Annotated in this window: 21 protein-coding genes and 2 pseudogenes; 8 read left to right on the plus strand and 15 right to left on the minus strand. The window is 72.8% G+C overall.

Features of this window, described 5'->3' with window-relative positions; all coding sequences use genetic code 11:
• The 9 genes and pseudogenes from VR44_RS14910 to VR44_RS14950 all read right to left on the minus strand — a co-directional run.
• Positions 1-1,421: argininosuccinate lyase (locus VR44_RS14910; RefSeq protein WP_045947964.1), on the minus strand; the 1,421-nt coding region annotated here is incomplete at its 3' end.
• A 108-nt stretch (positions 1,422-1,529) separates the two neighbouring features.
• The gene (locus VR44_RS14915) at positions 1,530-4,394 is read right to left on the minus strand and encodes an amino acid adenylation domain-containing protein (RefSeq protein WP_052713605.1); all 2,865 of its coding nucleotides are present in this window, start codon (positions 4,392-4,394) and stop codon (positions 1,530-1,532) included.
• Positions 4,312-5,871: pseudogene (locus VR44_RS49115) on the minus strand (condensation domain-containing protein); the annotation flags it as partial. The gene VR44_RS14915 and the pseudogene VR44_RS49115, both read right to left, overlap by 83 nt.
• Entirely contained in the window at positions 5,868-6,155 is a 288-nt protein-coding gene (locus VR44_RS47140; RefSeq protein ID WP_107072516.1) for an AMP-binding enzyme, read from the minus strand. The gene VR44_RS47140 and the pseudogene VR44_RS49115, both read right to left, overlap by 4 nt.
• A complete protein-coding gene (locus VR44_RS14930) occupies positions 6,064-8,796 on the minus strand; it encodes a non-ribosomal peptide synthetase (protein ID WP_157880299.1) in 2,733 nt (910 codons plus the stop codon). The genes VR44_RS47140 and VR44_RS14930 overlap by 92 nt, the downstream gene beginning before the upstream one ends.
• 171 nt (positions 8,797-8,967) lie before the next feature.
• Positions 8,968-9,546 (minus strand): TetR/AcrR family transcriptional regulator, encoded by a 579-nt coding sequence (locus VR44_RS14935; protein ID WP_045947968.1) that lies wholly within the window; start codon positions 9,544-9,546, stop codon positions 8,968-8,970.
• 88 nt (positions 9,547-9,634) lie between these two features.
• On the minus strand, positions 9,635-10,525 hold the full coding sequence (locus tag VR44_RS14940; RefSeq protein ID WP_045947969.1) for an SDR family NAD(P)-dependent oxidoreductase: 891 nt from the start codon (positions 10,523-10,525) through the stop codon (positions 9,635-9,637).
• Between the two features lie 270 nt (positions 10,526-10,795).
• Positions 10,796-11,308, minus strand: a complete 513-nt coding sequence (locus tag VR44_RS14945) for a nuclear transport factor 2 family protein (protein ID WP_425424507.1) — start codon at positions 11,306-11,308, stop codon at positions 10,796-10,798.
• Complete coding sequence (locus VR44_RS14950; RefSeq protein ID WP_045947970.1) at positions 11,305-12,042, minus strand: SDR family oxidoreductase; 738 nt, start codon at positions 12,040-12,042, stop codon at positions 11,305-11,307. The genes VR44_RS14945 and VR44_RS14950 overlap by 4 nt, the downstream gene beginning before the upstream one ends.
• Positions 12,043-12,166: 124 nt before the next feature.
• On the opposite strand from VR44_RS14950, the gene VR44_RS14955 reads away from it, so the two are divergent.
• The gene (locus tag VR44_RS14955) at positions 12,167-13,033 is read left to right on the plus strand and encodes a helix-turn-helix transcriptional regulator (protein WP_094191654.1); all 867 of its coding nucleotides are present in this window, start codon (positions 12,167-12,169) and stop codon (positions 13,031-13,033) included.
• A gap of 113 nt (positions 13,034-13,146) precedes the next feature.
• On the opposite strand, the gene VR44_RS14960 is transcribed toward VR44_RS14955, so the two are convergent.
• Positions 13,147-14,301, minus strand: a complete 1,155-nt coding sequence (locus tag VR44_RS14960; RefSeq protein ID WP_425424508.1) for an oxygenase MpaB family protein — start codon at positions 14,299-14,301, stop codon at positions 13,147-13,149.
• 444 nt (positions 14,302-14,745) lie between these two features.
• Here VR44_RS14960 and VR44_RS14965 point away from each other — a divergent pair, with 444 nt between their 5' ends.
• Positions 14,746-15,243 (plus strand): allene oxide cyclase barrel-like domain-containing protein, encoded by a 498-nt coding sequence (locus tag VR44_RS14965; RefSeq protein WP_045947971.1) that lies wholly within the window; start codon positions 14,746-14,748, stop codon positions 15,241-15,243.
• 42 nt (positions 15,244-15,285) lie between these two features.
• Here VR44_RS14965 and VR44_RS14970 read toward each other — a convergent pair whose 3' ends face one another.
• Positions 15,286-16,215 carry an NADP-dependent oxidoreductase gene (locus VR44_RS14970; protein ID WP_211275071.1) on the minus strand — a complete coding sequence of 310 codons (930 nt, stop codon included), beginning with the start codon at positions 16,213-16,215 and terminating at the stop codon, positions 15,286-15,288.
• 88 nt (positions 16,216-16,303) lie between these two features.
• On the opposite strand from VR44_RS14970, the gene VR44_RS14975 reads away from it, so the two are divergent.
• Both VR44_RS14975 and VR44_RS42580 read left to right on the plus strand, forming a co-directional pair.
• Positions 16,304-17,260: an AraC family transcriptional regulator gene (locus tag VR44_RS14975; protein WP_045947972.1), complete on the plus strand. Its 957-nt coding sequence runs from the start codon at positions 16,304-16,306 to the stop codon at positions 17,258-17,260.
• Positions 17,261-17,340: 80 nt separating this feature from the next.
• Positions 17,341-17,784: a protein-tyrosine phosphatase family protein gene (locus VR44_RS42580; protein ID WP_094191655.1), complete on the plus strand. Its 444-nt coding sequence runs from the start codon at positions 17,341-17,343 to the stop codon at positions 17,782-17,784.
• 388 nt (positions 17,785-18,172) lie between these two features.
• Here VR44_RS42580 and VR44_RS44995 read toward each other — a convergent pair whose 3' ends face one another.
• Positions 18,173-19,138, minus strand: a complete 966-nt coding sequence (locus tag VR44_RS44995; protein WP_052713606.1) for an ArsR/SmtB family transcription factor — start codon at positions 19,136-19,138, stop codon at positions 18,173-18,175.
• An 85-nt stretch (positions 19,139-19,223) separates the two neighbouring features.
• On the opposite strand from VR44_RS44995, the pseudogene VR44_RS49120 reads away from it, so the two are divergent.
• The 4 genes and pseudogenes from VR44_RS49120 to VR44_RS45000 form a co-directional block, all read left to right on the plus strand.
• Positions 19,224-20,081: pseudogene (locus VR44_RS49120) on the plus strand (MFS transporter); the annotation flags it as partial.
• Positions 20,082-20,172: 91 nt separating this feature from the next.
• On the plus strand, positions 20,173-20,541 hold the full coding sequence (locus VR44_RS47150) for an MFS transporter (RefSeq protein WP_052713608.1): 369 nt from the start codon (positions 20,173-20,175) through the stop codon (positions 20,539-20,541).
• A 202-nt stretch (positions 20,542-20,743) separates the two neighbouring features.
• Positions 20,744-20,974: a WD40 repeat domain-containing protein gene (locus tag VR44_RS14990; RefSeq protein WP_045947974.1), complete on the plus strand. Its 231-nt coding sequence runs from the start codon at positions 20,744-20,746 to the stop codon at positions 20,972-20,974.
• Complete coding sequence (locus tag VR44_RS45000; protein ID WP_157880301.1) at positions 20,953-21,192, plus strand: WD40 repeat domain-containing protein; 240 nt, start codon at positions 20,953-20,955, stop codon at positions 21,190-21,192. Before VR44_RS14990 ends, VR44_RS45000 begins: the two co-directional genes overlap by 22 nt.
• Before the next feature lie 365 nt (positions 21,193-21,557).
• Here VR44_RS45000 and VR44_RS14995 read toward each other — a convergent pair whose 3' ends face one another.
• From VR44_RS14995 to VR44_RS15005, 3 genes are all read right to left on the minus strand, one after another.
• Positions 21,558-22,010 carry a hypothetical protein gene (locus VR44_RS14995; RefSeq protein WP_045947985.1) on the minus strand — a complete coding sequence of 151 codons (453 nt, stop codon included), beginning with the start codon at positions 22,008-22,010 and terminating at the stop codon, positions 21,558-21,560.
• Positions 22,011-22,231: 221 nt separating this feature from the next.
• Positions 22,232-22,894, minus strand: a complete 663-nt coding sequence (locus tag VR44_RS15000) for a response regulator (RefSeq protein WP_045947975.1) — start codon at positions 22,892-22,894, stop codon at positions 22,232-22,234.
• Complete coding sequence (locus VR44_RS15005) at positions 22,891-24,039, minus strand: sensor histidine kinase (protein WP_425424509.1); 1,149 nt, start codon at positions 24,037-24,039, stop codon at positions 22,891-22,893. Before VR44_RS15005 ends, VR44_RS15000 begins: the two co-directional genes overlap by 4 nt.
• Positions 24,040-24,163 lie beyond the last annotated feature (124 nt).

Consider the following 24,163-nt stretch of genomic DNA (forward strand, 5'->3'; position numbering starts at 1 on the left):
TCGTACGTCTCCTGCTGTCCGCGCAGGACCGCGCGGACGGCGTCGGGGCGGGCCGAGCCGGCGGACACCATGCGCTCCAGGCCCCGGTCGACGTCGAAGGCCTCGGCGAGGAGCCGGGCGGGGTCGGCGAGGGTGATGCCGTGTCCGGCGGCAGCCTCGGCCAGCAGGGCGGGTTCTCCCGGGGCGGGGGCGGCGCCCGCCGTCGCGGCGAGCACGACGTACTTCCCGGCGACGACCTGGGCGGTGCGCCAGGGCACCCCTTCGGTGAGGCAGAGTGCGTTGGCGAGGCTGAAGCCGCCGAGGAACTCGCGCTCGCACACCTGGCGCATGCGGTCGGCGCGGAAGGTCAGCCTGCGCAGTACCTCGGTGAGGAGGCGGACGGTGCCGTGGGCCGAGTCGAAGGCGTTCAGCAGGTGGGTGCCGGCCTCCTTGGACACCTCGACGAGGTTGCAGAAGGGGGTGTTGCGCTGGCCCAGGAGCACGTCGAAGTGGAAGGCGGTCAGGTGGGCGGTGCGCCCCCGGATGCGCTCCAGGACCGGGTAGTTCTTCTTCTGCGGCATGGCGGAGGAGATGCCGGACAGTTCGTCGGGCAGTTCGATGAACCCGTACTCGCTGCCGCCCCAGGTGAGCAGGTCGGTGGTGAAGCGGCTCAGCGCGGTGCCCAGCAGGCTGAGTTCCGCGGTCAGTTCGGCGCTCCAGCGGCGCGAGGCCACGGCGGTCAGGGCATGGGGCTGCGGCCGGGAGAAGCCGAGCAGCCGGGCCATCCGGTCGCGGTCCCAGGGCAGTTCCTGTCCCGCCATGGCGCCGGCGCCGAGGGGGCAGGTGTCGATTCCGTCGTAGGCGTTCAGCAGCCGGGCGTGGGTGTGCAGCAGGTGCTCGGAGAGCGCGGCGAGGTGGAAGCCCGGGGTGATGATCTGGGCGGCCTGGAAGTGGGTGTACCCCGGCATGGGCAGGTCGCAGGTCTTCTGGGCCAACTCGTGTACCACGGAGCCGAGTTCGAGGAGCGCGTCGGCGAAGCGGGCGAGCTGGTCGCGGCCGTACATCACCTGGGCGCAGGCCTGGAGGTCGTTGCGGCTGCGGTCGGCGTGCCAGTGCGTGACCGGGGCGGGCAGGCCCGCCTCGACGTGCCGTTCGAGGGCGAAGGCGATGTCCGACATGTTGGCGCCGGGCTGCGCGCTGAGGGTGTCGGACCCGACGGCGTCCAGCAGGGCGGCGATCCGGTGGGCCTCCTCGGCGGTGATGAGGTCCATGCGGACGTACTCGGCGGCCAGGGTCTTCTCGATGGCGACGTAGTGGCGCAGCAGGTGGCGGGACTCGAACCCGAACTGGGGGGCGAGCACTTCGTCGTGGAGGAGTTCGGCGGGACCGCCTCGGATCCGGCCGCTCAGCTCGGGGGCGGGGCCCGTAGTGTCACTCGTCACGTGGTGTGTTCCGTTTCCTGTTCTGGTGCGGGGCGCGTCGGCGCATGCCTGATCGACGCGCGGCGCGGGAAGGGGGGACGGGTGCCCCGGGCGGGCCGGGGCACCCGTTCAGCGGTGGTCGGCCCCGGCGAGGGCGGTGCGCAGCAGGGCGGCGGCCGTGGTGCTGTGCGGCGGCCGCATCAGCCCGTAGTGGTCGGTGGCGGCGTCGTGGCGGGTGAGGCCCGCCCCGGCCCGGGCCGCCCATCGGTCGGCGGCGTGTTCCGCGGCTCCGGTCGTGGTCTGGAGGAACAGGACGGGGCAGGGCGCGGCCGGGGGCCGGTACGCGGCGGCGGCGCGGATCCCGGTGCGGAAGACCGCGTAGTGCCGCGCGAGGTCTCTCGCGTCCAGGCCGGGGGCGAAGCCCTCGCGTTCCACGTGCCCGGCGAGGACGGCGAGCCGGGCGGGGGTGCCGGCGGCGCTCCGCAGGGCGCTCCGCAGCACGGACAGGCTGTCGCCGGTCGGGTCGAACCCCGCGGAGCGGGCCAGGTCCTCGTGGAACCACTCCAGCAGCTCGGTCTCGTCGTCGGGGACGTGGCCGGGCTCCGGATAGCCGGTGTCCAGCAGTGCGAGGGTCGCCACCTCCTGTCCGGCGGACCGCAGTTGGACCGCCATCTCGTAGGCGAGGAGCCCACCGAAGGACCATCCGGCCAGGTGGTAGGGGCCGGTGGGGCGGATCCGGCGCAGGGCCTCCAGGTGGGCGGCGGCCAGCTCCTCGACGGTGGCGTCGGGGGCCGCTGCGGGGTCGGTCAGCCCGGGCGCCGTCAGGCCGAACACCGGGCGTCCGGCGTCCAGTTCGGCGGCCAGGGTGCGGTAGCAGAAGACGTTGCCGCCGATCGGGTGGACGAGGAAGAGCGGGTCGAGGGTGCCCTCGGACCGGAGACGGACCACGGGGTCCGCGGCGACGGCGACGTGCCGGCCGCGCAGCAGCGCGGCCTGCCGGGCGACGGTCGGGTGCTCCAGGACGGCCGAGACGCCGAGGCGTTCACCGAAGGCCTGGTTGATCCGGCCGATCAGGCGCAGGGCGTCGATGGAGTGCCCGCCGGATTCGAAGAAGTCGTCGTGGACACCGACCGGCCCGGCGTCCAGGAGCCGCTCCCAGATCCCGGCGAGGCGGGATTCGAGGGCGTCGCGGGGCGAGGTCGGCTCGACACCGCCCCGCAGGCCGGCGGGGTCCGGGTCGGGCAGGGCCGCGCGGTCCAGCTTGCCGTTGGCGGTCAGCGGGAGGGCCGTCAGGCACACCCAGGCGGAGGGGACCATGTACTCGGGGAGCCGCTCCCGGGCGTGGGCGGCGAGCGCGCCCGGGTCGGGGGCCGGTGCGGCGTCCGACCCGGCCGCCTCGGGGACGAAGTAGCCGACGAGGCGTTCGCCGCGGGGCAGGACCGCGCAGTCGCGCACGCCGGGGTGTTCGGCGAGGACGGCCTCGATCTCCCCGGGTTCGACGCGGAATCCGCGGATCTTGAGCTGGTGGTCGGTGCGGCCCGCGTACTCCAGGGCTCCGTCGGGGCGGTGCCGGGCCAGGTCTCCGGTCCGGTAGAGGCGCCGGGTGGTGCCGTCCGGGCCGGTGTGCTCGATGAACCGCTCGGCCGTCAGCTCGGGTCGTCCGTGGTAGCCGTCGGCGAGGCCGACGCCTTCGAGGAAGAGCTCACCGGTGACACCGAGGGGGACCTCGGCCAGACGGCGGTCCAGGACGTGGGTGCGCATGTTGGCGATGGGCCGGCCGATGGGCACGGTGTCGCCGCCGTCCGGCCGGCACTGCCAGGAGGTGACGTCGACGGCGGCCTCGGTCGGCCCGTAGAGGTTGTGCAGCTCGACGCCGGGCAGCCGCTCGAAGAACCTGCGCTGGACCTCGTAGGGCAGGGCCTCGCCGCTGCAGACCACCCGGGTGAGGCCGGCCGCGCCGGCCACGGCCTCGGGGTCGTCGAGGAAGACGCTGAGCATCGAGGGGACGAAGTGCACGGTGCTGACGCCGTCGGCCCGGATCAGTGCGGCGAGGTAGCCGGGGTCGCGCTGGCCGCCGGGGCGGGCGAGGACCAGGGTGGCACCGGTCAGCAGCGGCCAGAACAGCTCCCAGACGGAGACGTCGAAGGTGTACGGGGTCTTGTGCAGCACCCGCTCCCCCGGGGTCAGCCCGTATGCGTCCTGCATCCACAGCAGCCGGTTGGCGATGGCGCGGTGCGAGACCACGACCCCCTTGGGCTTGCCGGTGGATCCCGAGGTGAAGATCATGTACGCCGGGTCGGACGGCTCGGGCGCCCGGGCAGGACCCGCGGTACCGGTCGCAGCCGCGTCCGGCCGCAGGACGGTGACCCCCGAGCCCTCCAGCCGCTCCTCCCACGCGCCCTCGGTGACCACCAGGCCTATGCCGGATTCGGCGAGCAACGACCGTACGCGCGGCGCCGGGTGCTCCGGGTCCAGCGGGACGTAGGCGGCGCCGGACTTGAGGACGGCGAGGAGTACGACGGGCAGGGCCAGGGAGCGTTCCAGCAGCAGACCCACGAACGTGCCGGGGCCGGCGCCCCGCTCCCGCAGGGCCGCGCACAGCCGCTCGGCCTCGGTGTCGAGGGTGCGGTAGGTCAGCTCGGCGCCCTCGAAGCGGACGGCGGGCGCGTCCGGGGTCCGGTCGCGCTGCGCGTCGATCAGCCGGGTCAGGACGTGCGGCTGCGGGTAGTCGACGACGGTCCGGTTCCAGTCGGCGTAGCGGCGGTGTTCGGCCTCGGGCAGCAGGTCGGCGGTGGTGCAGTCGCGATCGGGGGCCTCGGCCAGGTCGCACAGGGCCGCCAGCGTGCGCGCTCGCCATCTGCTCCTCGGAGAACTGGGCCGCGTCGTAGCGCAGGCCGAGTTCGAGGAGGGCGCCGTCGGGGCTGCGGGAGAACTCGGCGCCGAAGGCGAAGTCGGTGCCGGCCTCTCCGGTCTCCTCCAGCACGGTGAACGCACCGTCGGCCGGCCCGTCCTGCTCCACGTGGAAGTGGGTGTAGTTGAAGAAGGTCTCGAAGAGCGGGCCGCCTCCGGACAGGCGCTGGATCTCGGCGAGCGGGAAGCGGCGGTGCGCGTGCAGCTCCGCCTCCACGGCGGCGACGTGTCCGACGAGGCCGCGCCAGCTGAGCCCGGTGACCGTGACGGTCAGCGGCAGGGTGTTCAGGAAGACGCCGACGACCTTGTCGCCGTCGGTCTCCTCGGCGCGGCCGTTGTGGACCACTCCGGTGGTGACCGCGTCGCCGCCGCCCAGCAGGGCCATGACCCTCAGGTGGGCGGCGAGCAGGACGGTGCGCAGCGGTACGCCGCACGCCGCGGCCAGGGTGGTGAGTCGGGCGTGCAGTTCCTCGGGCAGGGGCGCGAGGTACCAGGACATCCGGGCGGGTCCGCCGGCCGCCGCCGGCCGGGCCAGCCTGGTGGCGGGGGCGTCGGCGGCCTTGCCGGTCCAGAAGGCGCGCTGCCCGGGGTCGGCCAGCGCGGCCCGTTCGAGGGCGACGAAGGAGGCGAACCGGGAGCGGGGGCCGGCCTGCGGGGAGGGGCCGTCCGCGGGGGTCCGGGCGGCGAGCGCCTCGGTGTAGCAGGAGGCGAGTTCGGTGAGGAGCGAACGTTCGCTCCACCCGTCGAGGACGGCGTGGTGCTCGGCGATGAAGAGCTGGAACCTGGTGTCGGAGAGCCGTTGGACGTGGAACCGGATCAGCGGGGGCCGGTCCCAGTCGAAGGGCCGGTCGCGCTCGGCGGCGTAGCGGGCGGCGACGGCGGTGCGCTGCGCCTCGGCGTCGAGGCCGTGCAGGTCCTCGAAGGTGAGCTCCGGGCGGGCGCCGTGGTGGACGAGCTGGAGGGGCTCGGTGAATCCGTGCGGGTCGAAGGAGGTGCGCAGCATCTCGTGCCGGGCCGCGAGGACCTCGACGGTGGTCCGCCAGGCCTCCTCGGAGAAGGGCGCTTCGATCAGGTAGGAGGCCACGTTGTGGTAAACGCGTCCGCCGGCCGAGGGCAGGTCGCTGTGGTAGAGCATGCCGGCCTGGAGCCGGGTCATCGGGTAGGCGTCCTCCAGTCCCGCGGGCAGGGCGGCGCGATCGGCGGGGGTCAGTAGTGCGAACGGCTCGTACGGGGTTTCGGCTGCGGCCGCGGCCCGGTCCCGCGGGGTGACGTGCGGGGCGAGGGCGCGGGGCGTCGAGGAGCTCATGAGGTCGGCGACGGTGAGGTCGAGGCCTCGTTCGCGGAGCCGGGCGAGCACTTGGAGGGAGCGGATGGAGTCCCCGCCGAGGGCGAACCAGTTGTCCAGGGCGCCGACCCGTTCGTGCCCGAGGACCTGGGCGAAGACGTCGGTGAGCGCGGTCTCGACCGGCCCTCGGGGTGCCTCGTAGGCGGCGGTGGGGGTGCGGGCGGCCGAGCCGGGGGCGGGCAGCCGGCGCCGGTCGGTCTTGCCGTTGGCGGTCAGCGGGAAGGCGGGATGTAGCCGGGCAGCCGCCGCGAAAGGTGCTCGCGCATCTCCTCGACGGTGGGGCCCGCCCCGTCCTCGGCCCCGGTCACGGCCAGGTAGCCGACCAGGACGTCGTTCCCCGCGGGATCGGGTGCGACGAGTGCGACCGCGGCGTCGACGAGGGGGTGGGCGGCCAGGGCGGCCTCGACCTCACCGAGTTCGATCCGGAAGCCGCGCAGTTTGACCTGGTGGTCGATGCGGCCGAGGTACTCCAGGTCCCCGTCGGGCAGGGCCCGTGCCAGGTCTCCGGTGCGGTAGAGCCGCTCGGCCTCCGCGAGCCCGGCGGGCCCGTCGGCGACGCCGCCGGCGAGCCCGGTGGGGAAGCGCTCGGCGCAGGTAGCCGCGGGCCAGGCCCGCTCCGGCGACGTACAGCTCTCCGACGGCGCCGCGCGGGACGGTCCGGCCGCGCGCGTCGAGCAGGTGCAGGCGCAGGTCGGGGATGGGCACGCCGATGACGCTGCCGCGGCCCTCCTCCGCGTCGCGGGCGGTCAGCGGCCGGTAGGTGACGTGCACGGTCGTCTCGGTGATGCCGTACATGTTGACCAGGCGGGGTGCGGTGTCGCCGTGCCGGGCGAACCATCCGGCGAGGGCGGCGACGTCGAGGGCTTCCCCGCCGAAGACGACGTGGCGCAGGCGGAGCCCGGAGCCGGCCGGTCCGGCCGTGCGGTGGTGTTCCTCGTCGGCCCGGGCCAACTGGTAGAAGGCGGAGGGGGTCTGGTTGAGGACGGTGACCCGTTCGGCGCGCAGCAGCCGGTGGAACTCCTCGGGCGAGCGGCTGGTCCCGTACGGGACGACGACGAGCCGGCCGCCGTGGGCGAGGGCTCCCCACAGCTCCCAGACGGAGAAGTCGAAGGCGATCGAGTGGAAGAGGGTCCACACGTCGTCGGGGCCGAAGCCGAACCAGTGGTCGGTGGCGGAGAACAGCCGGGTGACGTTGGCATGGGGCACCAGGGTGCCCTTGGGGAGGCCGGTGGACCCGGAGGTGTAGATGACGTAGGCCAGGTGGTCCGGGGTGACGCCGGTGTCGGGGGCGGTGTCCGGTTGGGCGGCCAGGAGCGGGGCGTCGGCGAGCAGGTCGACGGTGTGCAGGCCGGGGGCGTCCCACAGGGCCCGGGTCGCGGTGGTGCCGACGACGTGCTCCAGGCGGGCGTCCTGGACGATGTGGCGCAGGCGCTCGGGCGGGTTGTCGGGGTCGAGGGGCAGGTAGGCGCCGCCGGCCTTGAGGATGCCGAGCAGGGCGACGACGAGGTCGGCGGAGCGGGGCAGGCACAGTCCAACGAGGGTGTCGGGGCCCACGCCGAGGGCGCGCAGCCGGTGCGCGAGCCGGTTGGCGCGGGTGTCGAGCTCGCGGTAGGTGAGGGAGACGCCCTCGTGCACGAGGGCGACCGCGTCGGGAGTGCGGGCGGCGTGTCCGGCGAAGATCTCGTGGACGCACGTCCGCTCGCCCGGGGTGTGCGGGAGGGCGGCGTGGTCCGGGAGCGGCGAGCCGATGCCGGTCCGTTCTTCGGCCGACAGCATCGGCAGTGCGCTGACCGGCAGCCCGGGGTTGTCGGTGGCGGCGTCCAGGAGGCGGGCGAAGTGCCGGCCGAACTGCCGGACGGTGGCGGCGTCGAACAGGTCCGCCCGGTACTCCAGCCGGCAGCTCAGCGCTCCGCCGGTGCGTACCACGTCGAAGGTCAGGTCGAACTTGGCGGTTCCGGCCGGTCCTTCGAGCAGCGTGGCCTTCGGGCCGGGCAGGCCGTCGGTCAGGCCGTCCTCGTCGTGCAGGCCGAACATGACCTGGAAGAGGGCGGCCTCCTCACCGGTGCGTCCGGCGGCGATCCGGTCGACGACGCGTTCGTAGGGCAGGTCCTGGTGGTCCTGGGCGTCGAGCACGGTGTCCCGTACGCGCTCCAGGTGGACCCGGAAGGCGGGATCGTCGGACAGGTCGGCGCGGATCACCAGCGTGTTGACGAACAGGCCGACGGTGTCCTGGAACTCCTTGCGGGCCCGGCCCGCCACCGGCGTCCCGACGAGTACGTCGTCGGTGCCGGTGTAGCGGCCCAGCACGATCTGGAAGGCCGCCAGCATCAGCGCGTACGGGGTGCTGTGGGTGTCACGGCACAGGCGCTCCATCCGGGCGAGCACCGGGGCCGGCACCTCGAAGGAGTGCAGCGCCGCCGCGCCACGGGCCGCTCCCGCGGCGGGCCGGCCGTCGCGGGGCAGGGGCGCGTCGGGGAGTTCGCCGTCCAGCTGCTTCTCCCAGTAGGCGAGCTGGCGCTGGGCGGCGGGGCCGCGGAGCCATTCCTCCTGCCAGTCGGAGAAGTCGGCGTACTGGTACTCGGGGGCCTCCGGGGCCACGATCCCGGCCGGGCTCCGGAGGTCGGTGCCGTCAAGCCCGTCGCCGTAGTGGGCGTACGCGGTGAGGAGCTCGCGGGCGAGGATCCCGACGGACCAGCCGTCGGCGACGATGTGGTGCATGGCGAGTGCGAGGACCGCGCCCTCGGGGGTGTGCAGCAGGGCCGCCCGGAAGAGCGGTCCGGACTCCAGGTCGAAGGGCCGGTGGTGTTCGGCGGCCATCCACTCCTCGACGTCCCCCGCTCCGCGCGCCGTGGCGCAGGACCAGACGAGCGCGGCCTCGGTGTCTATGTGCTGCCACAGCTCGCCGTCCCGCAGGACGAAGCGGGTGCGCAGTGCCTCGTGCCGGTCGAGCAGACCCTGGGCGCAGGCGCGGAGCGCGGCTTCGTCCACCGGGCCTTCGAGGCCGTAGAAGACGGGCATGTGGTAGGTCGGCCTGCCCTCCTCCAGCTGCTGGAGGAAGTACATCCGCTGCTGCGCTCCGGACGCGCGGAACGCGCTGAACGAGGGCTCCGCAGGGCGTTCGATCGGATCGTGACTGGCCAAGACAACTCCCTCGGCGCCGCACCGGTGACCGGCCCGCGACGCATGCTCCGCTTTGCTTGCCCGGCCAGCCTAGGAAGAGCATCGATTCGGGTGAAGTCGCCTGTTTTCGGTCCCCTGTTCACGTGACATGAGCGGTGGAGGCCGCCGGTGCACCGGTGGGCGGAGGGGCGCTTACGCGCTCGGTGGTGTCGTGCGCAGGCCTTCGAGGAGGGCGGTGAGGTAGCGGTGTGCGGTGTCGACCCGGTCGGCGGGGGTGCCGCCGTGGACGCTCACGGCGTGGGCGACGCCGCACATGAGCGGGACGAGGTCGGCGGCGGTGAGGTCGGGGCGGACCACTCCGGCGTCGCGGGCCCGGGCGAGGAGGGTGGCGCCGGCCGACGCCAGTGAGCTCTTGAGCTCCGTGGTGCGCGGCACGGCGTCCGTGGCCGCGGCGGCGACGGGGGGCAGGGCGGCGTCGGTGACCTGCGCCTCGACGGTGTGGAAGAGGAAGCCCGTCAGGCCGCGCCAGGGGTCGGCATCGGTCAGCGCCTGCCGGCCGTGGGCGGCCAGGGCCTCCAGGCATGGCGCGGCGACGGTCTCCAGCAGCGCTTCGGGCGTGGCGAAGTGACGGTATACGGTGCCGACGCCGAGCCCGGCGCGGCGTGCGACGTCGTTGAGCTGCAACGGTGTGCCCTCGTCGACCAGGTCGCGGGCGACGGAGACGATCCGCTGCCAGTTGCGGGCCGCGTCCTTGCGTAGAGGCGTCGTCATGGGGCCATGCTAATCGGAAATCGGATGGTTCATCCGGATGGTTCCGCCGCCCGCCGGGTACCCGCCGCGCCGCGCCGCCCTACGAGGCTCAGGCGGGGGCGAGCGGTGCGTGCCGTTCGCTGAGCCGGCGTACGGCTTCGGCGACGCGGGGGTCGGCCGCCGCGCGGTGCGGGGCGACCGGGTGCGCCTGGGCGCCGATGACGATGCCGGTTCGGCCCGTCAGCGTCTCATCGGTGGCGGCCGTGAGGGAGGGCCTGGCCGCCGCGGACGCCGGACCCGAGGTCGAGCGTTCGAATGTGCGGCGCACCAGGGGCCACAGCAGCCGCAGGGCGGGCGAGACGATCTTCGGGTCGGTCATGGTGCCGTCGGTCATGTCGGTCGCGGCCCCTCCGGGATCGGCGGCGAAGACCGAGACGCCAGTGCCGTCCAGCCGGTCCGCCAGGTCCAGGGTGTAGGCCAGGTTGGCGAGCTTGGCGCGACCGTACCAGTGGAAGCCGTAGTAGCCGCCCGGCGGCTCGACGGCGTCGAACACGCGCTTGGCCACGGTGACCGCGCCCGACGTCACGTTCACGATCCTGCTCGGCGCCCCGGCCGTGAGGGTGGGCAGCAGCAGTTCGGTCAGCAGGTAGGGCGAGAGGTGGTTGACGACGAACGACGCCTCGACGCCGCCCCTGGTCTGGCGCTCGGCGAACATCGCACCGACGTTGTTGACCAGCACCGTCAGTGGTTCGCCCGAGGCGGCGTGGTCGTCCGCGATGGTCCGGGCGAGCGCACGTACCTGGTCGAGCGAGGCGAGGTCCGCGGGCAGGAACCGGGCCGGGTGCGCCGGGCCCGCCGCGTTGATCCGCTCGACGGCCCCGGCTCCCCGTCCGGCGTCACGCCCGACCACGGTGACGGCGAACCCGGCGGCGGCCAGCCCCAGCGCCGTCTCCAGACCGATGCCGCCCGTTCCGGCCGTGACCACTGCTGTCTTCTTCATGTGCCCCTCCACCCCGGCAATCAACCGGATAGATCATCCACTTACCCGGACGGTAGCACACATCCGGATGATCTATCCGGTTAACACTTGGACGGCAGCCGCCCCGCGTCCCACCGCGCACCCGTTCCGAGCCCCCGCGCGCGGAGCGACCGGTGTCGTGGGAGTTCGGGAGGCCACAGCCCTTTCAAGGTGTTGCCACCGCCGCTGGAGGTGGGGCGGCGCATCTCCCGCCTTCCTCGGCGCCCCGTCCGTTGCCGGGACGGCTGGGCATCAGCCCGATGCGAAGGCCTCTTGAGGGGCATCGCCGTTGGTCCACCAGACCCCGAGCTGTTGCCGGATCAGGAGCCAGCCCTGGTCGGGGTCGCGGCGGAACTCCCAGTCGTAGGGGCCGCCCATGGAGTAGGGGGCGGAGTTCCGTTCAGGGGTGGTGACGGCGACGAACCACATGTAGCCGATGCCGGTCGCCGCATCCCCGGCCACGTCGAAGTCCAGGTTGAGCAGGTGGTGCTGCATGCTCGGGAAGGGTGCCTCGGCTTCCTCCACCCGTGCGCGGATCGCCGCCCTCCCCCGGATCGTGCCCCAGGGGCCGAACTCCAGGACGGCGTCCTCGGCCCAGCAAGCGGCCCAGGCCGCCCAGTCCTTGCGGTCCAGGGCGCGCCAGCCGCGGGTCATCAGGGCGCGCAGCGCCTCCTTGTCCTCGAGCATCCGCAGCCTGCGCGCCGGAGCTTCCGTGCCGCTGTCGACGGTGGCGCACCGGGAGCAGGCGGGCGCGGTCGGCGTCACTGGGCGCTCGCGGAAGGGCGGACCACGATCTCGTTGACGTCGACCTCCGGTGGCTGGGAGACGGCGTAGGCGATCGCGTCCGCGATGGCGCCGGCCGGTATGGCCACCTTGCGGTAGCTGCGCATGGCCTCCCGGGCGGCCGCGTCCGTGATGTGGTCGGCGAGTTCGGACACGGTCACGCCCGGGGATACGACGGTCACCCGGATGTCCCCGCCGGACTCCTTGCGCAGGCCCTCACTGATCGCGCGGACGGCGAACTTGGTGGCGCAGTAGACGGCGGCGGTAGGCGTGACCTCGTACGCCCCGACGGACGCGACGTTGACGATGTGGCCGCCGCCCTGGTCGCGCATCACCGGGAGGGCCGCGGCGATCCCGTGCAGCACCCCGCGCAGGTTCACGTCGATCATCCGGTCCCATTCCTGGGTCCGGGCCTCCTCCAGCGGCGAGAGCGGCATGATCCCGGCGTTGTTGACCAGCACGTCCACCCGCCCGTACAGGTCGCGGGCAGCGCGGACGAACGCCTGCACGTCGGCGGCGTCGGTGACGTCGAGCCGCCGGGCCGCGGCTGTGCCGCCCAGGGCGGCGATCTCCGCGGCGAGCGCCTCGAGTCGCCCGGTGCGGCGTGCTCCCAGGAGCAGGCTGTGGCCGTCGGCCGCGAGACGGCGGGCGGTCGCCTCACCGATCCCGCTGCTCGCTCCGGTGACGGCGATGACTTTCGTCGTGGGGGTGTTCATGTCCGGCTCCTTGCCTCGGTAGGGCACCGAGTCTGGGCCGGGGCCCGGCTGCCGCCCAGGCCGCAGGGTGCCTGGGTGCGTCGCACCCAGGCACCTGCCGCGGCCGGCGGCCTAGCCTGGGACCGTGAGCGACAACCCTTTGGGAGACTTCCTGCGTGCGCGCCGCGCCGCCGTCCGGCCCGGCGACGTCGGTATGGCACCCCATGGGATGCGCCGGGTGGCGGGGCTGCGCCGCGAGGAAGTCGCCGTGCTGGCAGGGGTGAACGCCGACTACTACACCCGGCTCGAGCAGGGGCGCGAGCGGCGCCCCTCGGCGCAGGTGGTGGAGGCACTGGGCCGCGCCCTGCTGATGGACGCCGACACCGTGGCGCATCTGCACCGGCTCGCCGGCAGCGTGCCGGGCCGTCCGAACCCGGCTGCCGCGGGCCGGGTGAGTCCCGCTCTGCGCGCGCTCATCGACGGCTACGGCGACACCCCGGCGTTCATCACCGGCCCCGCGCTCGACGTGCTGGCCGCCAACGCCCTCGCCGAAGCCCTGTACTCCCCCTTCGAGCGGGTGGACAACCTGGCCGAGATGGTGTTCCTGGACCCGGCCGGCCGGCGCTTCCACACCCGGTGGGACCGGACGGCCGAAGCCGTCGTGGGCCACCTGCGCGAAGCGGAGGGCCGGGACCCCGCAAACCCCCGGCTGCGTGCCCTCGTGAACGGACTGAGCGGACACAGCGCGGACTTCGCCCGGCTGTGGAACACGCACACCGTGCGCGGCAAGACCCGCGCGGCCAAGCACTTCCTCCACCCCCGCGCCGGAAACCTGCACTTGACCTACCACGCCTTCGACGTCCGCGAAGCCCCCGGCCAGCAGCTGATCGTCTACCACGCCGACCCGGGGAGCCCGAGCGCCGAGGCCCTCCGCCTGCTCGCCCGGTCAGCGGACTCACCGGCGTGGACGGTGTGTACGAGGAGGCTGCCGTGGCAGCCGGAGACCGCGTAGAGGAGGGCGCGCGGCAGCCCGTGGTGCGCGCATGTTCGGGTTGTACGGGGGGCGGCGCACCGGTTGGGGCCGGTGCGCCGCGGGCGTCGGCGTTGGGGAGGCCGGCCGGTGGGTCAGCGGTTGTCGTGGAGTTCCTGGTGCATCTGGGGCTGGTCGTCCTCGCCCTGGGTCAGGGCGAACCGCTGGATCTCGTTGTAGCCCTTCGAGGCGATGCCGAGGATGTCCTTGTACGGGTTGACGCCGGTGGCCTTCTGCGCGGTGCCGCCCAGCATGCCGCCGGCGATGCCGCTGACCACACCGTGGCCGGCGGCCAGCGGTTCGGCGGCCGCGCCCAGGACGCTCTTGGGCAGGCCGGCCATGTCGGCGTACTTGTCCGACAGGGCGTGGCGGACCATCGCGAAGAACGCGTCGTGGACGCCCGGCGGGTAGAACTTCCTGTAGAAGTCGACGGCCTGCCTGGTCATGAAGACGCCGTCGTCGGTCTTCTTCCACTCCTTGTCGCGTTCCTGGTTCCACAGGGCCTCGACCTGGTCGGGATCCTTGGGCAGGAGCCACTTGTCGGGGGTGCCGAGGTAGTGGTTGACGTAGTGCCAGGCACACACGAAGCCCTTGGCGTCGTCCTTGGAGACGTCCACCCCGAGGCGCTTCATCGCCTGGAGGATCTGGGTGGAGAAGACGCAGGCGGCGCCGGTGGTGTACTTCTGCGAGACGGGCTCTCCCCACTTGGCGTAGTCCCACTCCCCGCTCTTCTTGTGGAGCTGGCGGACGGAGGCGTGGACGAGGCGGACCTTGGTGACGTTCGCGGCCAGGCTGCCGTCGCGCAGGGCGTTCTTGTCGCCCATGTCGAGGAACAGGCGGGAGGACTGCGACAGGCGCCGGCCCGGGCCCTCGACGCCGCCGAGGCGGCCGGTGGAACGCAGGGTGAACGCTCCGGTCGGGGAGAGGTAGGTGCCGATCAGGCCGACCGTGCCCTGGAGCATGGACACCTCGCCGTGGTGGCGGGCGAAGAAGGACTCGGCGGCCTTCACGTCCGCCTCCGACCAGTCCGGCGGCGCGGCCGCGGCCTCCTTCAGGAACGTCGCCAGGCGCGGCGGCAGCCCGGAGAGGTCCATCCCGGGCTTGAGGGTGCCGATGGTGCGGAACAGGGCATTGACCCCGTCCACTTCCTTGTTGTCGATCAGGTCGGAGACGAGCTCGTCGGCCTTCGGGTCACCGACCTTGCTCGCCGCTTCCAGCTCGGCGGCGATCGTCGCAGTCGTCAAAGCCACAGGGAAACCTCTTCCTCGAGGTGAGCGTGGGCGTGGGTGTGCGCGTGGACGTGGAGATGCGTGCGCCGGCGATCCGGCCCGGCGCAGGCCGGCCGGCTGTGAAACCGACCAGCGACATGCTCGCGCCGCCCTCGTCCGCTCCCCGACCAGGCAACGATGCCGGATCGTTCGCTCCTCACCCGGGCAGCCCAACCCACCTGCCCCCGGGGGCGCTCCGCGGTTCCCACGCGCCTCTCCCGGGCGCCGTTATCGCCCGAAGGCCGCCGTTCGCCTTCCCCGCCGAGCTACGCCGCCTGGCTTTCGTCCGACCGGCTGGATGTGCCGGTGGTTCGTGCCGGGGTGCTCCGCGGCGCGGCGGATTCAAGGCTATGAAGGGAACCGCACGAAATCGGCTGGAAGTTCGCTATCGGATCATTACCGAGCACCAACCTCAGGAGCCGCATAATGCGCCCCATCAGAGCGGCCTGCCTCGGCACGGCCACGCTGGTCACCCTCCTCACCTGCACCCCCGTCGCGGCCGCCGCGACGGACGCCGGTTCCGCCCGGGCCGGGGACAAGGACCGGACCATCACGCTGCTGGCCGAGGTGCAGCAGCTGTCCCGCTTCCCCGTCACCCCCGGCAGCGTCTCGCAGGGCGATCAAGTGGTCGTCCGGTCGGACCTCTTCGACGAGGCGCACAACAAGGTCGGCGAGACCCACGGCACCTGCACCACCACCCGGGGCGGCCCCGATGAAGCGGAGCAGTGCGTCGTGACCTACGTCCTCCCGGGCGGCCAGCTCACCGTGCAGGGCATGTACTTCAACTACCTCGACCAGGGTCCTTTCGACAACGCGATCACTGGCGGCACCGGGGAGTACAAGAAGGCTCGCGGCTCGGTCCACTCCGACACGATCGCCACGACCCCCAAGGTCGTCAGGCGCTTCACGATCCACCTCGTCTGACGGATCCCGACGTCCACTGACAGCGGGGTGCGGCCACCGGCCTCAGGGGATGATGACGACCTTGCCGCGGAGGCGGCCGGCTTCACTGAGGCGGTGGACGTCCGCGAGGTCGGACAGCGGGTACGAGGCGCTGATGTCGAGGGTGACCTCACCCGCGTCGACGAGGTCCACGAGCGCCGCCAGGTGCGCCACATCGTTGCGGGCGACCATGTGCATCGCCGTCACCCCGGCGTCGGCAGGCGGGTCGATGGGGGTCGCGATCGAGACGATCCGGCCGCCCGGTCGCACCACGGACGCCAGGCCGGCGGCATCGTCCGGGCTCAGCGGAACGAGATTGAGCAGGGTGTCCACCGGGCCGTCGAGCGCGGCGGGGACCGGCGCGGCGGTGTAGTCGATCACATGGTCCGCCCCGTGGCGCCGCACTGCCCGGTCGCTGCGGGCGCCGGCCGTGGCGATCACCTCGGCCCCGGCGTGCTTGGCGAGCTGTGTCACGAAGCCGCCGACCCCTCCCCCGGCGCCGTTGACCAGCACCCGCTGGCCGACGGTCACCTTCCCGTGCTCGAACACCGCCTGCCAGGCCGTCAGGCCGGCCACGGGGAGGGTCGCGGCATGTGGGAGAGGAACGGACGCCGGCGCCGGGACCAGCAGTGCACCCGGTGCCCGAACGTATTCGGCGGCCGCGCCGGCGCCCTCCAGCCGCCCGACGACCCGGTCGCCGACGGCGAACCTCCCGGCCCCCGGGCCGATCTCGGCAACTGTGCCGGCGACGTCCCAGCCCAGCGTGTAGGGGAGTTCCACGGGCAGGAACGCCTGAAGCAGCCCGGCGCGCAACGCGGCCTCGGTGGGATTGAACGAAGTCGCCGCGACGCGGACGAGCACTTCGCCGGAGTCGGGTCGAGGCCGCGGAACGTCGTCGTAGCTGATCACGGACGCGTCGCCGAACGCGTGGATACGCGAGGTCTTCATCTTCATGCCGTGAAACCTACGGCCGCCGGCGGAGACGATCCATGCGCCAGGGTGCCCCGTTCATGCGCGTTCGTCTCGCGCATACGCTCGCCCCATGGATGTGCTCAGCGAGGTGATCACGGTGGCGCGGACCGGCCGGCCCCGGTCGGCGTATGTGCGGTGGCATGCCCCGTGGAGGCAGGAGTTCGCGTCGGTACCGGGTTCGGCCGGCTTCCAGGTGATCCTGGAGGGCAGCTGCTGGCTCCTGTCGCCACACGCGGCGCCGCTCCCACTGGGCCCGGGTGATGTGCTGTTCCTGCCGCACGGCACCGGACACACCCTGGCCGACGACCCGGCAACCGCGGTCACAGCCCCTGCCTGCACTCCTGACGACCCCGAGCTGCCCGGGCCCTTCATGTCGGACAGCGTCGACCGGCTCGGCCAGGGCGGTCCGGCCACCGTGGTGCTCTGCGGCGCCTACCAGCTCGACCCGTCCCGAACCCACCCCCTGCTGCTGACCCTGCCTGACGTGATCCACCTGCCGGCGGACCGGAACCGTCACCCGGAACTGCACGCGGCGGTGCAACTCCTGGCCTCTGAGGTGGGCAATCCGCGCCTGGGCGCCACCGCCATCGTCCCCGCACTCCTGGACACGCTCCTGATGTACGTCCTGCGCATCTGGCTTGCCGAACAGCCCGCCCACGGCAGCACCACCGGCTGGGCCGCAGCACTCAACGACCCGGCGGTCACCGCCGCCCTCCACGCCGTCCACCGAGATCCGACAGCCCCCTGGACCGTGGCGAAACTCGCCGCAGAAGCGGGCCTCTCCCGGGCGGCGTTCGCCAGGCGCTTCACCTCGATGATCGGCCAACCGCCCCTCGGCTACCTGACCTGGTGGCGGATGACCACGGCGGCCCGCCTCCTGCAGACGACGGAAGCGCCTTTGAGATCCATCGCCGCCCAGGTGGGATATACGTCCGAGTTCGCCTTCGCCAACGCGTTCAAACGCAGGCACGGGCTGGCCCCTGGCGCATACCGGCGGAGGGAGCTGAATCGGCTGCAAGGACCGTGAACACGTTCACCTCTACGCGACGCGGCGGAAGGGGCCGGAAGCTGCCTGGCCGTCAACCGAACGGCGGTTACGCTCGCACCATGACTGCCCCATGGGAACCCACGATGGCCGGCGTGCTGCGACTTCCTTCCGGTCGGCTCGTCCGTGGCCGGGGGCTGAGGCGGTCGCTTCCTCAGGGCCCGCGGCCCACCTTCGCGCTCTACCTGCTGGGCCGCCGGCCGCCTGAGGTCGCCTGGGAAAGCCGTTGGCTCCGCTGGCCCGATTTCTGGCTGCCGTCCGACCGCGCCGCGACCGTCGACGCGCTGGGCGAGGCCTGGGCACGTGCGGGGGCGGAACGCGTCGAGATCGCCTGCGCCGGTGGACACGGACGTACTGGCACCGCACTGGCATGCCTCGCGGTCCTGGACGGGGTACCCCCCGGCGAAGCCGTCGCCTACGTCAGGAGGAACTACGCTCCGCGCGCCGTCGAGACACCCTGGCAACGCCGTTTCGTCTCCCGCTTCCCGAGCGACGTGGGTCGGTAGAGCGGTTCTTCGCCCCCGTGACCGGGGCCGGACACTCGGCCACGGACAGTGGTGGCCCCTTGAACAGGTGCGATCACACAGCCGGGCGGTGGCGAGCGCGCCGGACCCTGGGCCGAGGCGGGCAGATCGTGTCCAACGCGCAGGCCGCCCTCGACCGAAATGGGACGCCAACACCCTCCACAACGCCGGGGCGTGCGACCGCTGCCTACAACGACCGTTCCGCACGGACGGCCCGCCGGCTCATGGCCGCCTGGCACATCCGGAATCAGCAGGCTCCTTCCGTCCGACGGCCAGGACGCGGGACGCCTCATGCAGGGCGGGACCTGTGCGGAGTTGAGCAACCGGGCCACCACTCGGCCACCCCTGGGTGCCTTCAGACGCTCTGTTCTCAGCGGTACAGGGCTTCGCCTCTGGCAGTTCTGGAGTAGAGCACGATCCGTCCTGTCCGGTGAGGTGCGATGAGGCCCGCCTGGGTGAGTTTGTGCAGGTGGGCTGATACGCCGCCCTGCGCCAGTCCGGTGCGGTGGGCGAGTTCCAGGGTGCTGGCCGGGGTTTCGAGAAGGTCCAGGAGCCTGGCGCGGGTGGCACCGAGCGCCGGCGCCAAGTCGGCGGTGCCGGCGGGTGGTTCCCAGAGGGTTCCGACGCCGCGGACGGGGTAGCGGATCACGGGCACCCAGGGTTCTGCTGTCTTGAAGTAGAGGCTCGGCCACGCGAACGCCGACGGCACCAGGACCAGGCCGCGTCCCTCCAGCGGGCGGTGCGGATCGAGAAGTGCCGGCCGGCGGCGGGCGATCCGCAGGGTTCCGGTGGCTTGGTCGAAGGCCAGGTCGGGGTGGATGTCAGCGAACATCGCCGCGGGTCCGCGTTCGGTCAGGGAGCGCGCCCGGTAGTGGATGTCGGACTCCAGCAGGGCCCGGATCCTCGGCCAGACCGGCGCCAGGGTGCGCTGCCAGTACCGACTCAGGTCGGCGACGATCGTTTCCAACTCGCGGCCGGGGGCCTGGAGCATCGGTGCCAAGGTGGCCGGCAGATCGTCGCCGAACACCGCGGTCAGGTCTCGCCGGACCACGTCGGCGGGGGTGCGGCGCACCTCGTCGAGTTCCTCGTCGAGCGCGGTCAGGGGTGACAGGGGGGTCGGCGCGAGGAAGCCGGGGAGGTGGCTCGCGGGGCCGGCGGTGAGGTCGTACGCCGCCGAGGTCACCGGTCCGGCCAGGAGCGGGTCGTGGCGGTGCTCGGACAGCCACGGCATGTGGATCACGTGGCGTGCCGGCCGGGTCAGTGTCCTGATGGACGCCAGCAGCTCCCAGGCCGGGGAGACGGCCCAGCGCAGCCGGCTCAGATCGGCCGTACTCAAGGACAGGGTGAGTGGGGGCGGCACGAGGATTCACCCTAACGTGAATCCGTTGAGGCGTGCGGGCCGGTCCCGAAGGCTGCCTGCCATGACAGAGACAGCTGACGCAATCGCGAGGGGATCGGCGCCGGGAGCGGGGCCGGGAGGAGGACCAGGACCGGGGACGACGGCCGTTGCGCGGGACCGGTCCCGGTATCTCACGGCGTCCGGGGTGGCGTTGTGGGGTGCCCAGATCGGTCAGGTGGCCCTTCCGTTGACGGCGGTCACCGTGCTGCACGCGGGGCCGGGAGGTGTGTCGCTGCTGAAGACCGCACTGACCCTGCCCTTCGTGATCCTCGGATTGCCGGTCGGCGCATGGCTGGACCGGCTGCGGCGCCGGCCGGTCATGATCGGGGCGGACCTGGTGCGGGCGGCTGCGCTGGCCACCGTGCCTGTCGCCGCATGGTTCGGGCGTTTGACGGCGGCCCACCTCCTGGCCGTCGTGGTGGTTCAGGGGGTGGCGACGGTGTTCTTCGACCTGGCCACGCAGAGCCTCGTCAAGGACCTGGCCCCCGGCGCCCTGCTCGCACGCACCAACGCCCGTTTGGCCACGATCACCCAGGCGGCGCTCATCGCGGGTCCGCCCCTGGCCGGGTGGACGGCCGGACTGCTGAACGCACCGACGGTGCTGCTCGTCATGGCCGCGGGGTACCTCTGGTCCGCGGGGTGGCTGTACACGCTCACCACGCACGAGCAGCCGACCGGTGGCGCACCCGGGCGGCGTCTGCTGCACGAGATCGGCGAGGGCGTCCGGTTCGTCGTGCGCCAGCCCGTCCTCCGTACCGTGGTGATTGCGGGTTCGCTGGTCAACGTCGGCATCGCCGGGGTGATGACGCTCCTCCCCGTGCTCGCGCTGACCGAGCTCGGATGGGGTGAGGGGGCCCTCGGACTGTTCCTCGGCGCCGGCGGCATCGGTGGCCTGGTGGGCGCGGTGACGGCCGTCAAGCTGGCCGACAGGCTCGGTGCGGGACAAGCTGAGGCTCGGTGCGGGACGAGCCGTGCTGCTCGTCGGGGTCGCGGTCGCGCCCCTGGCCGTCACCATCCCTCTGCTCGGCCGTCCCGTGCCCGGCCCGCTCGTGGCCGTCGGGTGGGCGCTGGTCATGCTCAAGGTCGGCTTCGACTCCGTCCTGATGATGACGTTCCGCCAGCAGGTCACCCCCGCCGGGCTCATGGCCCGGGTCAACGGCACCATGCGCGTGCTCTTCACCGGCGCTGTCGCGCTCGGCTCCGCAGCTGCCGGTTCTCTGGCCACGGCCGGCGGCATCCGGTGGGCCTTGGGAGCCTCGGCCGCCTGCCTGGCCTGTGTGTGGGTCCCGATCGCACTGTCACCGGTCCGGCGCCTGACCACCCTCGGGACCACACCGTAGCCTCGGCCTCGTCCTGGCGCCGCCGCGCCGGGGCGGAACCTCGTTCACCGGCCCCCCGGTCGGGGTGCTGACCTCTGCGGCCTGGCGGTTCAGGGGCGCCAGTCGGCTTCCAGGTCATGGGAGCCGCTGGCGTGGGTGACAACACGGTCCGGCTCTGGGACGTGGCGACGCGGAAGGCCACACCGACTCTCCCTGGACTGTGATGTTCAGCCCGGACGGAACCCTCCTCGCCAGCGGCAGCAAGGACACGACCGTACGTCTGTGGGACGTGGCCAAGGGCGAGAGCGGTGCCCCCTTGACCGGCCACGACAGCGATGTGGTCGCATTGGCATTCAGCCCCGGCGGACGCACCCTCGTCACCGGAGGGCAAGATGGCGCCGTCCGGCTGTGGGACGTCGCCACCCACAACGTGTGCGGGCCACCGTACCCCTGAGCAGCGGCATCCTGTCGGTGGCCGTCAGCCCCAACGGGCATACGATCGCCGCTGGCGGTGGCGACGGCACCACGCAGTTGTGGGACATGCTCCTCTACACACCGGACGAGGCGGTCCGCAGAATCTGCCACGCCGTCAACCGAGACCTGACGGCCGAAGAACGAAAGGCATACCTGCCCAACTCGCCGGTCGGCCGGGCGTGTTCCCCCGACTCCTGAGGAGCGTCCGGGGCACCGTCCACCGACGGGGTAGCCGGATCCACAGGACGGAGCCGCCCCTCGGTTCCTGCCAGAAGGCGTTCTGCTAGGAGCCGCGTCCTGGGGTGCGTCGAGCCAGCCGATCCGCAGGCCCGCCCCCTATGGCCTCGGTCAGCGAACCCAAGGTCAACACGTTCCCTGGGCCGGGGCGCGGCGATCGGCGGGGGCGCGTGACCGGGGCGAGGGCTGCCTCGTGGCGCTGCCCTCCAGGACGGGGACGCCGAGTTCGGCGAATGAGGTGAGGAGCAGGGCGGGCCGGTGTGCGGCGAATATGACGGCGAGCCGGCGCCTGAGGCCATGACGTCGAAGCCGACCAGCCTGCCTGATCAGTGGAACCAGACAACCAGGCGCACATTCTTCGCTCCGTGCACTTCGCTGAGCGTGCGCATCACGATCCACACCCTGCCCCAGTCGCTCTCGTCGCCTGCCACCATGCCACGGCTTCGCGTGCCGGAGCTGTCCGTCTCCCCCCAGTCGACAGCGGCAACCTCAGCCCAAGTGAGCCACGTGGTTCCGAACACGTCGGCAGGGCCCCCATAGGAGGCGAACTCACTGGCCAGCCCCTCCGAGGCGTCGGAGGGGAAACCACGGCCTTCAGCCACGGGGCGGAAGCCAAAGGTATTGCGGATCCCGAAAAGGCAGGCGAATCCGTCGTAAGCGTTGCCACGGTTGAGCAGAAAGAGATCAATGGCGACCTGCCACACAGAGTCTTCGTCGTCCAGGCCCCAAAGGCGGGCACCCGGTCGGCACTCGATCATCCCACTGACGTCGATAGACATGCTGAGATTTTGCCTACGTGCCCCAGCAATGGGCGCCTGCATTTCCGGAAACGCCCACTTCGACCGAGTCCACTTCCGTCGGCCATCGCGATCAGCCCCTGGAGGAGCGGCTCGGTGAACAACGGGACCTTGATGAGCCGAAACTGGTTCCACCTCATGACGCGCCGCGATGTCATCGGGCGGCTCCGACACACCGGGCATGTCTGAGCCCTCGGCCGGTGTCAGCCCGGGGGGACCAGGCGGTGTTCGTGGGCGAAGACCACGGCCTGGATGCGGTCGCGGAGTTCCAGCTTGAGCAGGACCCGCCCCAGGTGGGACTTCACGGTCGCCTCCGCGAGGTGCAGGGCGGCCGCGATCTCGGCGTTGGACAGGCCGCGGCCGACCTCGACGAGCACCTCGCGCTCCCGGGCGCTGAGCCGGTCCAGCCGCTCGTCGCGGACGGTGGCGGCCGTGTCGGCCAGGTGCGGACGGAAGTCCTCCAGCAGGCGCCGGGTGATCCGCGGGGAGAGCACCGCGTCGCCCGCCGCGACGTTGCGGATCGCGGTGAGCAGTTCCTCGGGCCGGGTGTTCTTGAGGAGGAATCCCGAGGCCCCTGCGCCGAGCGCGGCGAAGGCGTACGCGTCCAGGTCGAAGGTGGTCAGGATCAGCACCCTCGTGTCCGGGGAGACCTCGACGACCTGCCGGGTCGCCTCGATCCCGTCGGTCCCGGGCATCCGGACGTCCATCAGTACGACGTCCGGCCGCAGCTCCCGGGAGAGGCGGACGGCCTCGGCGCCGTCCGCTGCCCCGCCGACCGGTGTCATGTCGGGCTGGGCCTCCAGGACCGTGGCGAAGGCCATCCGGAGCAGGGCCTCGTCGTCGGCGATCAGGATGCGGATCGTCATACGGCGCCCGTCCCGGCGCTGCCCAGCATGAGCCGGGTCCGCACCCCCCAGCCGCCGCCCGGGAGCGGGCCGGCCCGCAGCGTCCCCCCGTAGGCGGCCGCGCGCTCGCGCATGCCGGGAATGCCGTGGCCGGACGGCGCGGCGGTGGGAAGCGCCGGCCGGGGGCCGCTGTCGGTGACCTCCACGCCGACGCTGCCGGCCGAGCACTCGACCAGGACCGTCGCACGGGTGCCGGCAGGGGTGTGCTTGAGGGTGTTGGTCAACGCTTCCTGCACCAGGCGGTAGACGGTGAGTTGTGTGCTGGCCGGCACATGGGCGTGGCCGCCGCGGACCCGCAGGCCGGTCGGCAGCCCGGCAGCGGCCATCTGGCCGGCCAGCGCCTCCAACTGGGCGATCCCGGGCAGGGGGTGGCGTTCGGCGTCCGGCTCGTCGGCCCGCAGGACGCCCAACGAGCGCCGCATGTCGGTGAGGGCCTGCCGGCCCGTCTCGGAGATCTGCAGCATCGCGGCGGTGGCCCGGTCCGGGGACCTGTGCTGCGCGTGGACGGCGGCGTCGGTGAGCGCGACCATGACGGACAGGTTGTGGGTGACGATGTCGTGCATCTCCCGGGTGATCCGGGCCCGTTCCTCCGCGACGGCCAGCAGCGCCTGCTGTTCCTGGTGCAGCGCCAGCCGTTCGGCACGCTCCCGCACGGCGGCGAGGTAGGCCCTGCCGGTCCGCACGTTCACCCCGAGGACGGCGGCGGCGACCACCGTCGCGGAGAGCGCGACGAACGGGGCCAGGAACGCGCCGTTCGTCGCCCAGCGCAGGCAGGCCAGCGCGGCCCCGCCCTCCACGACGGCGGCGGCGAGCAGCGTGCCGCGCCGGCCCGTGTGCGCGGCCGCCGTGTACAGGGCCACCAGCAGGGCGGCGTCCGCAGGCAGTTGGACGTCCGCCAGCCACTGGACGAAGGCCGCGGCCACCACCGCGGCGAACACCGCGACCGGGGCCCGGCGCCGCCACAGCAGGGGCAGCGCCAGGGCGGCGGTGAGCGCCGCCGCCACGGGCAGTTGCCGCGCGGGGTACGTGGTCCCGACGTGGAGCAGGAGCAGCGCCGGCAGTACCGAGTCCCACACCAGGGCCGGTACCCGGTCCAGGTGGCGCACCCTCACACCTCTCCGCCGTTCGGTCGTCGTGGCGGCCCGGCCGGGGCCGGCACCGCGTTCAGCCGCAGCCTAGGCCGCGGGTCCGCGCCGCACATGAGCCCGGCGTCGTAACCGCGCCGGGCGG

Origin of the sequence: Streptomyces katrae, from assembly GCF_000966975.1 — a bacterium.
Classification (GTDB): Bacteria; Actinomycetota; Actinomycetes; order Streptomycetales; family Streptomycetaceae; genus Streptomyces; species Streptomyces katrae.

What these genes read in the sequence shown, in the direction of transcription:
- VR44_RS14935 (WP_045947968.1), bottom strand. Translation starts at nt 9,546, where the DNA reads ATGACGACGCCTCTACGCAAGGACGCGGCCCGCAACTGGCAGCGGATC.
- VR44_RS14940 (WP_045947969.1), bottom strand. Translation starts at nt 10,525, where the DNA reads ATGAAGAAGACAGCAGTGGTCACGGCCGGAACGGGCGGCATCGGTCTG.
- VR44_RS14950 (WP_045947970.1), bottom strand. Translation starts at nt 12,042, where the DNA reads ATGAACACCCCCACGACGAAAGTCATCGCCGTCACCGGAGCGAGCAGC.
- VR44_RS14965 (WP_045947971.1), top strand. Translation starts at nt 14,746, where the DNA reads ATGCGCCCCATCAGAGCGGCCTGCCTCGGCACGGCCACGCTGGTCACC.
- VR44_RS14970 (WP_211275071.1), bottom strand. Translation starts at nt 16,215, where the DNA reads ATGAAGATGAAGACCTCGCGTATCCACGCGTTCGGCGACGCGTCCGTG.
- VR44_RS14975 (WP_045947972.1), top strand. Translation starts at nt 16,304, where the DNA reads ATGGATGTGCTCAGCGAGGTGATCACGGTGGCGCGGACCGGCCGGCCC.
- VR44_RS42580 (WP_094191655.1), top strand. Translation starts at nt 17,341, where the DNA reads ATGACTGCCCCATGGGAACCCACGATGGCCGGCGTGCTGCGACTTCCT.
- VR44_RS14990 (WP_045947974.1), top strand. Translation starts at nt 20,744, where the DNA reads ATGTTCAGCCCGGACGGAACCCTCCTCGCCAGCGGCAGCAAGGACACG.
- VR44_RS14995 (WP_045947985.1), bottom strand. Translation starts at nt 22,010, where the DNA reads ATGTCTATCGACGTCAGTGGGATGATCGAGTGCCGACCGGGTGCCCGC.
- VR44_RS15000 (WP_045947975.1), bottom strand. Translation starts at nt 22,894, where the DNA reads ATGACGATCCGCATCCTGATCGCCGACGACGAGGCCCTGCTCCGGATG.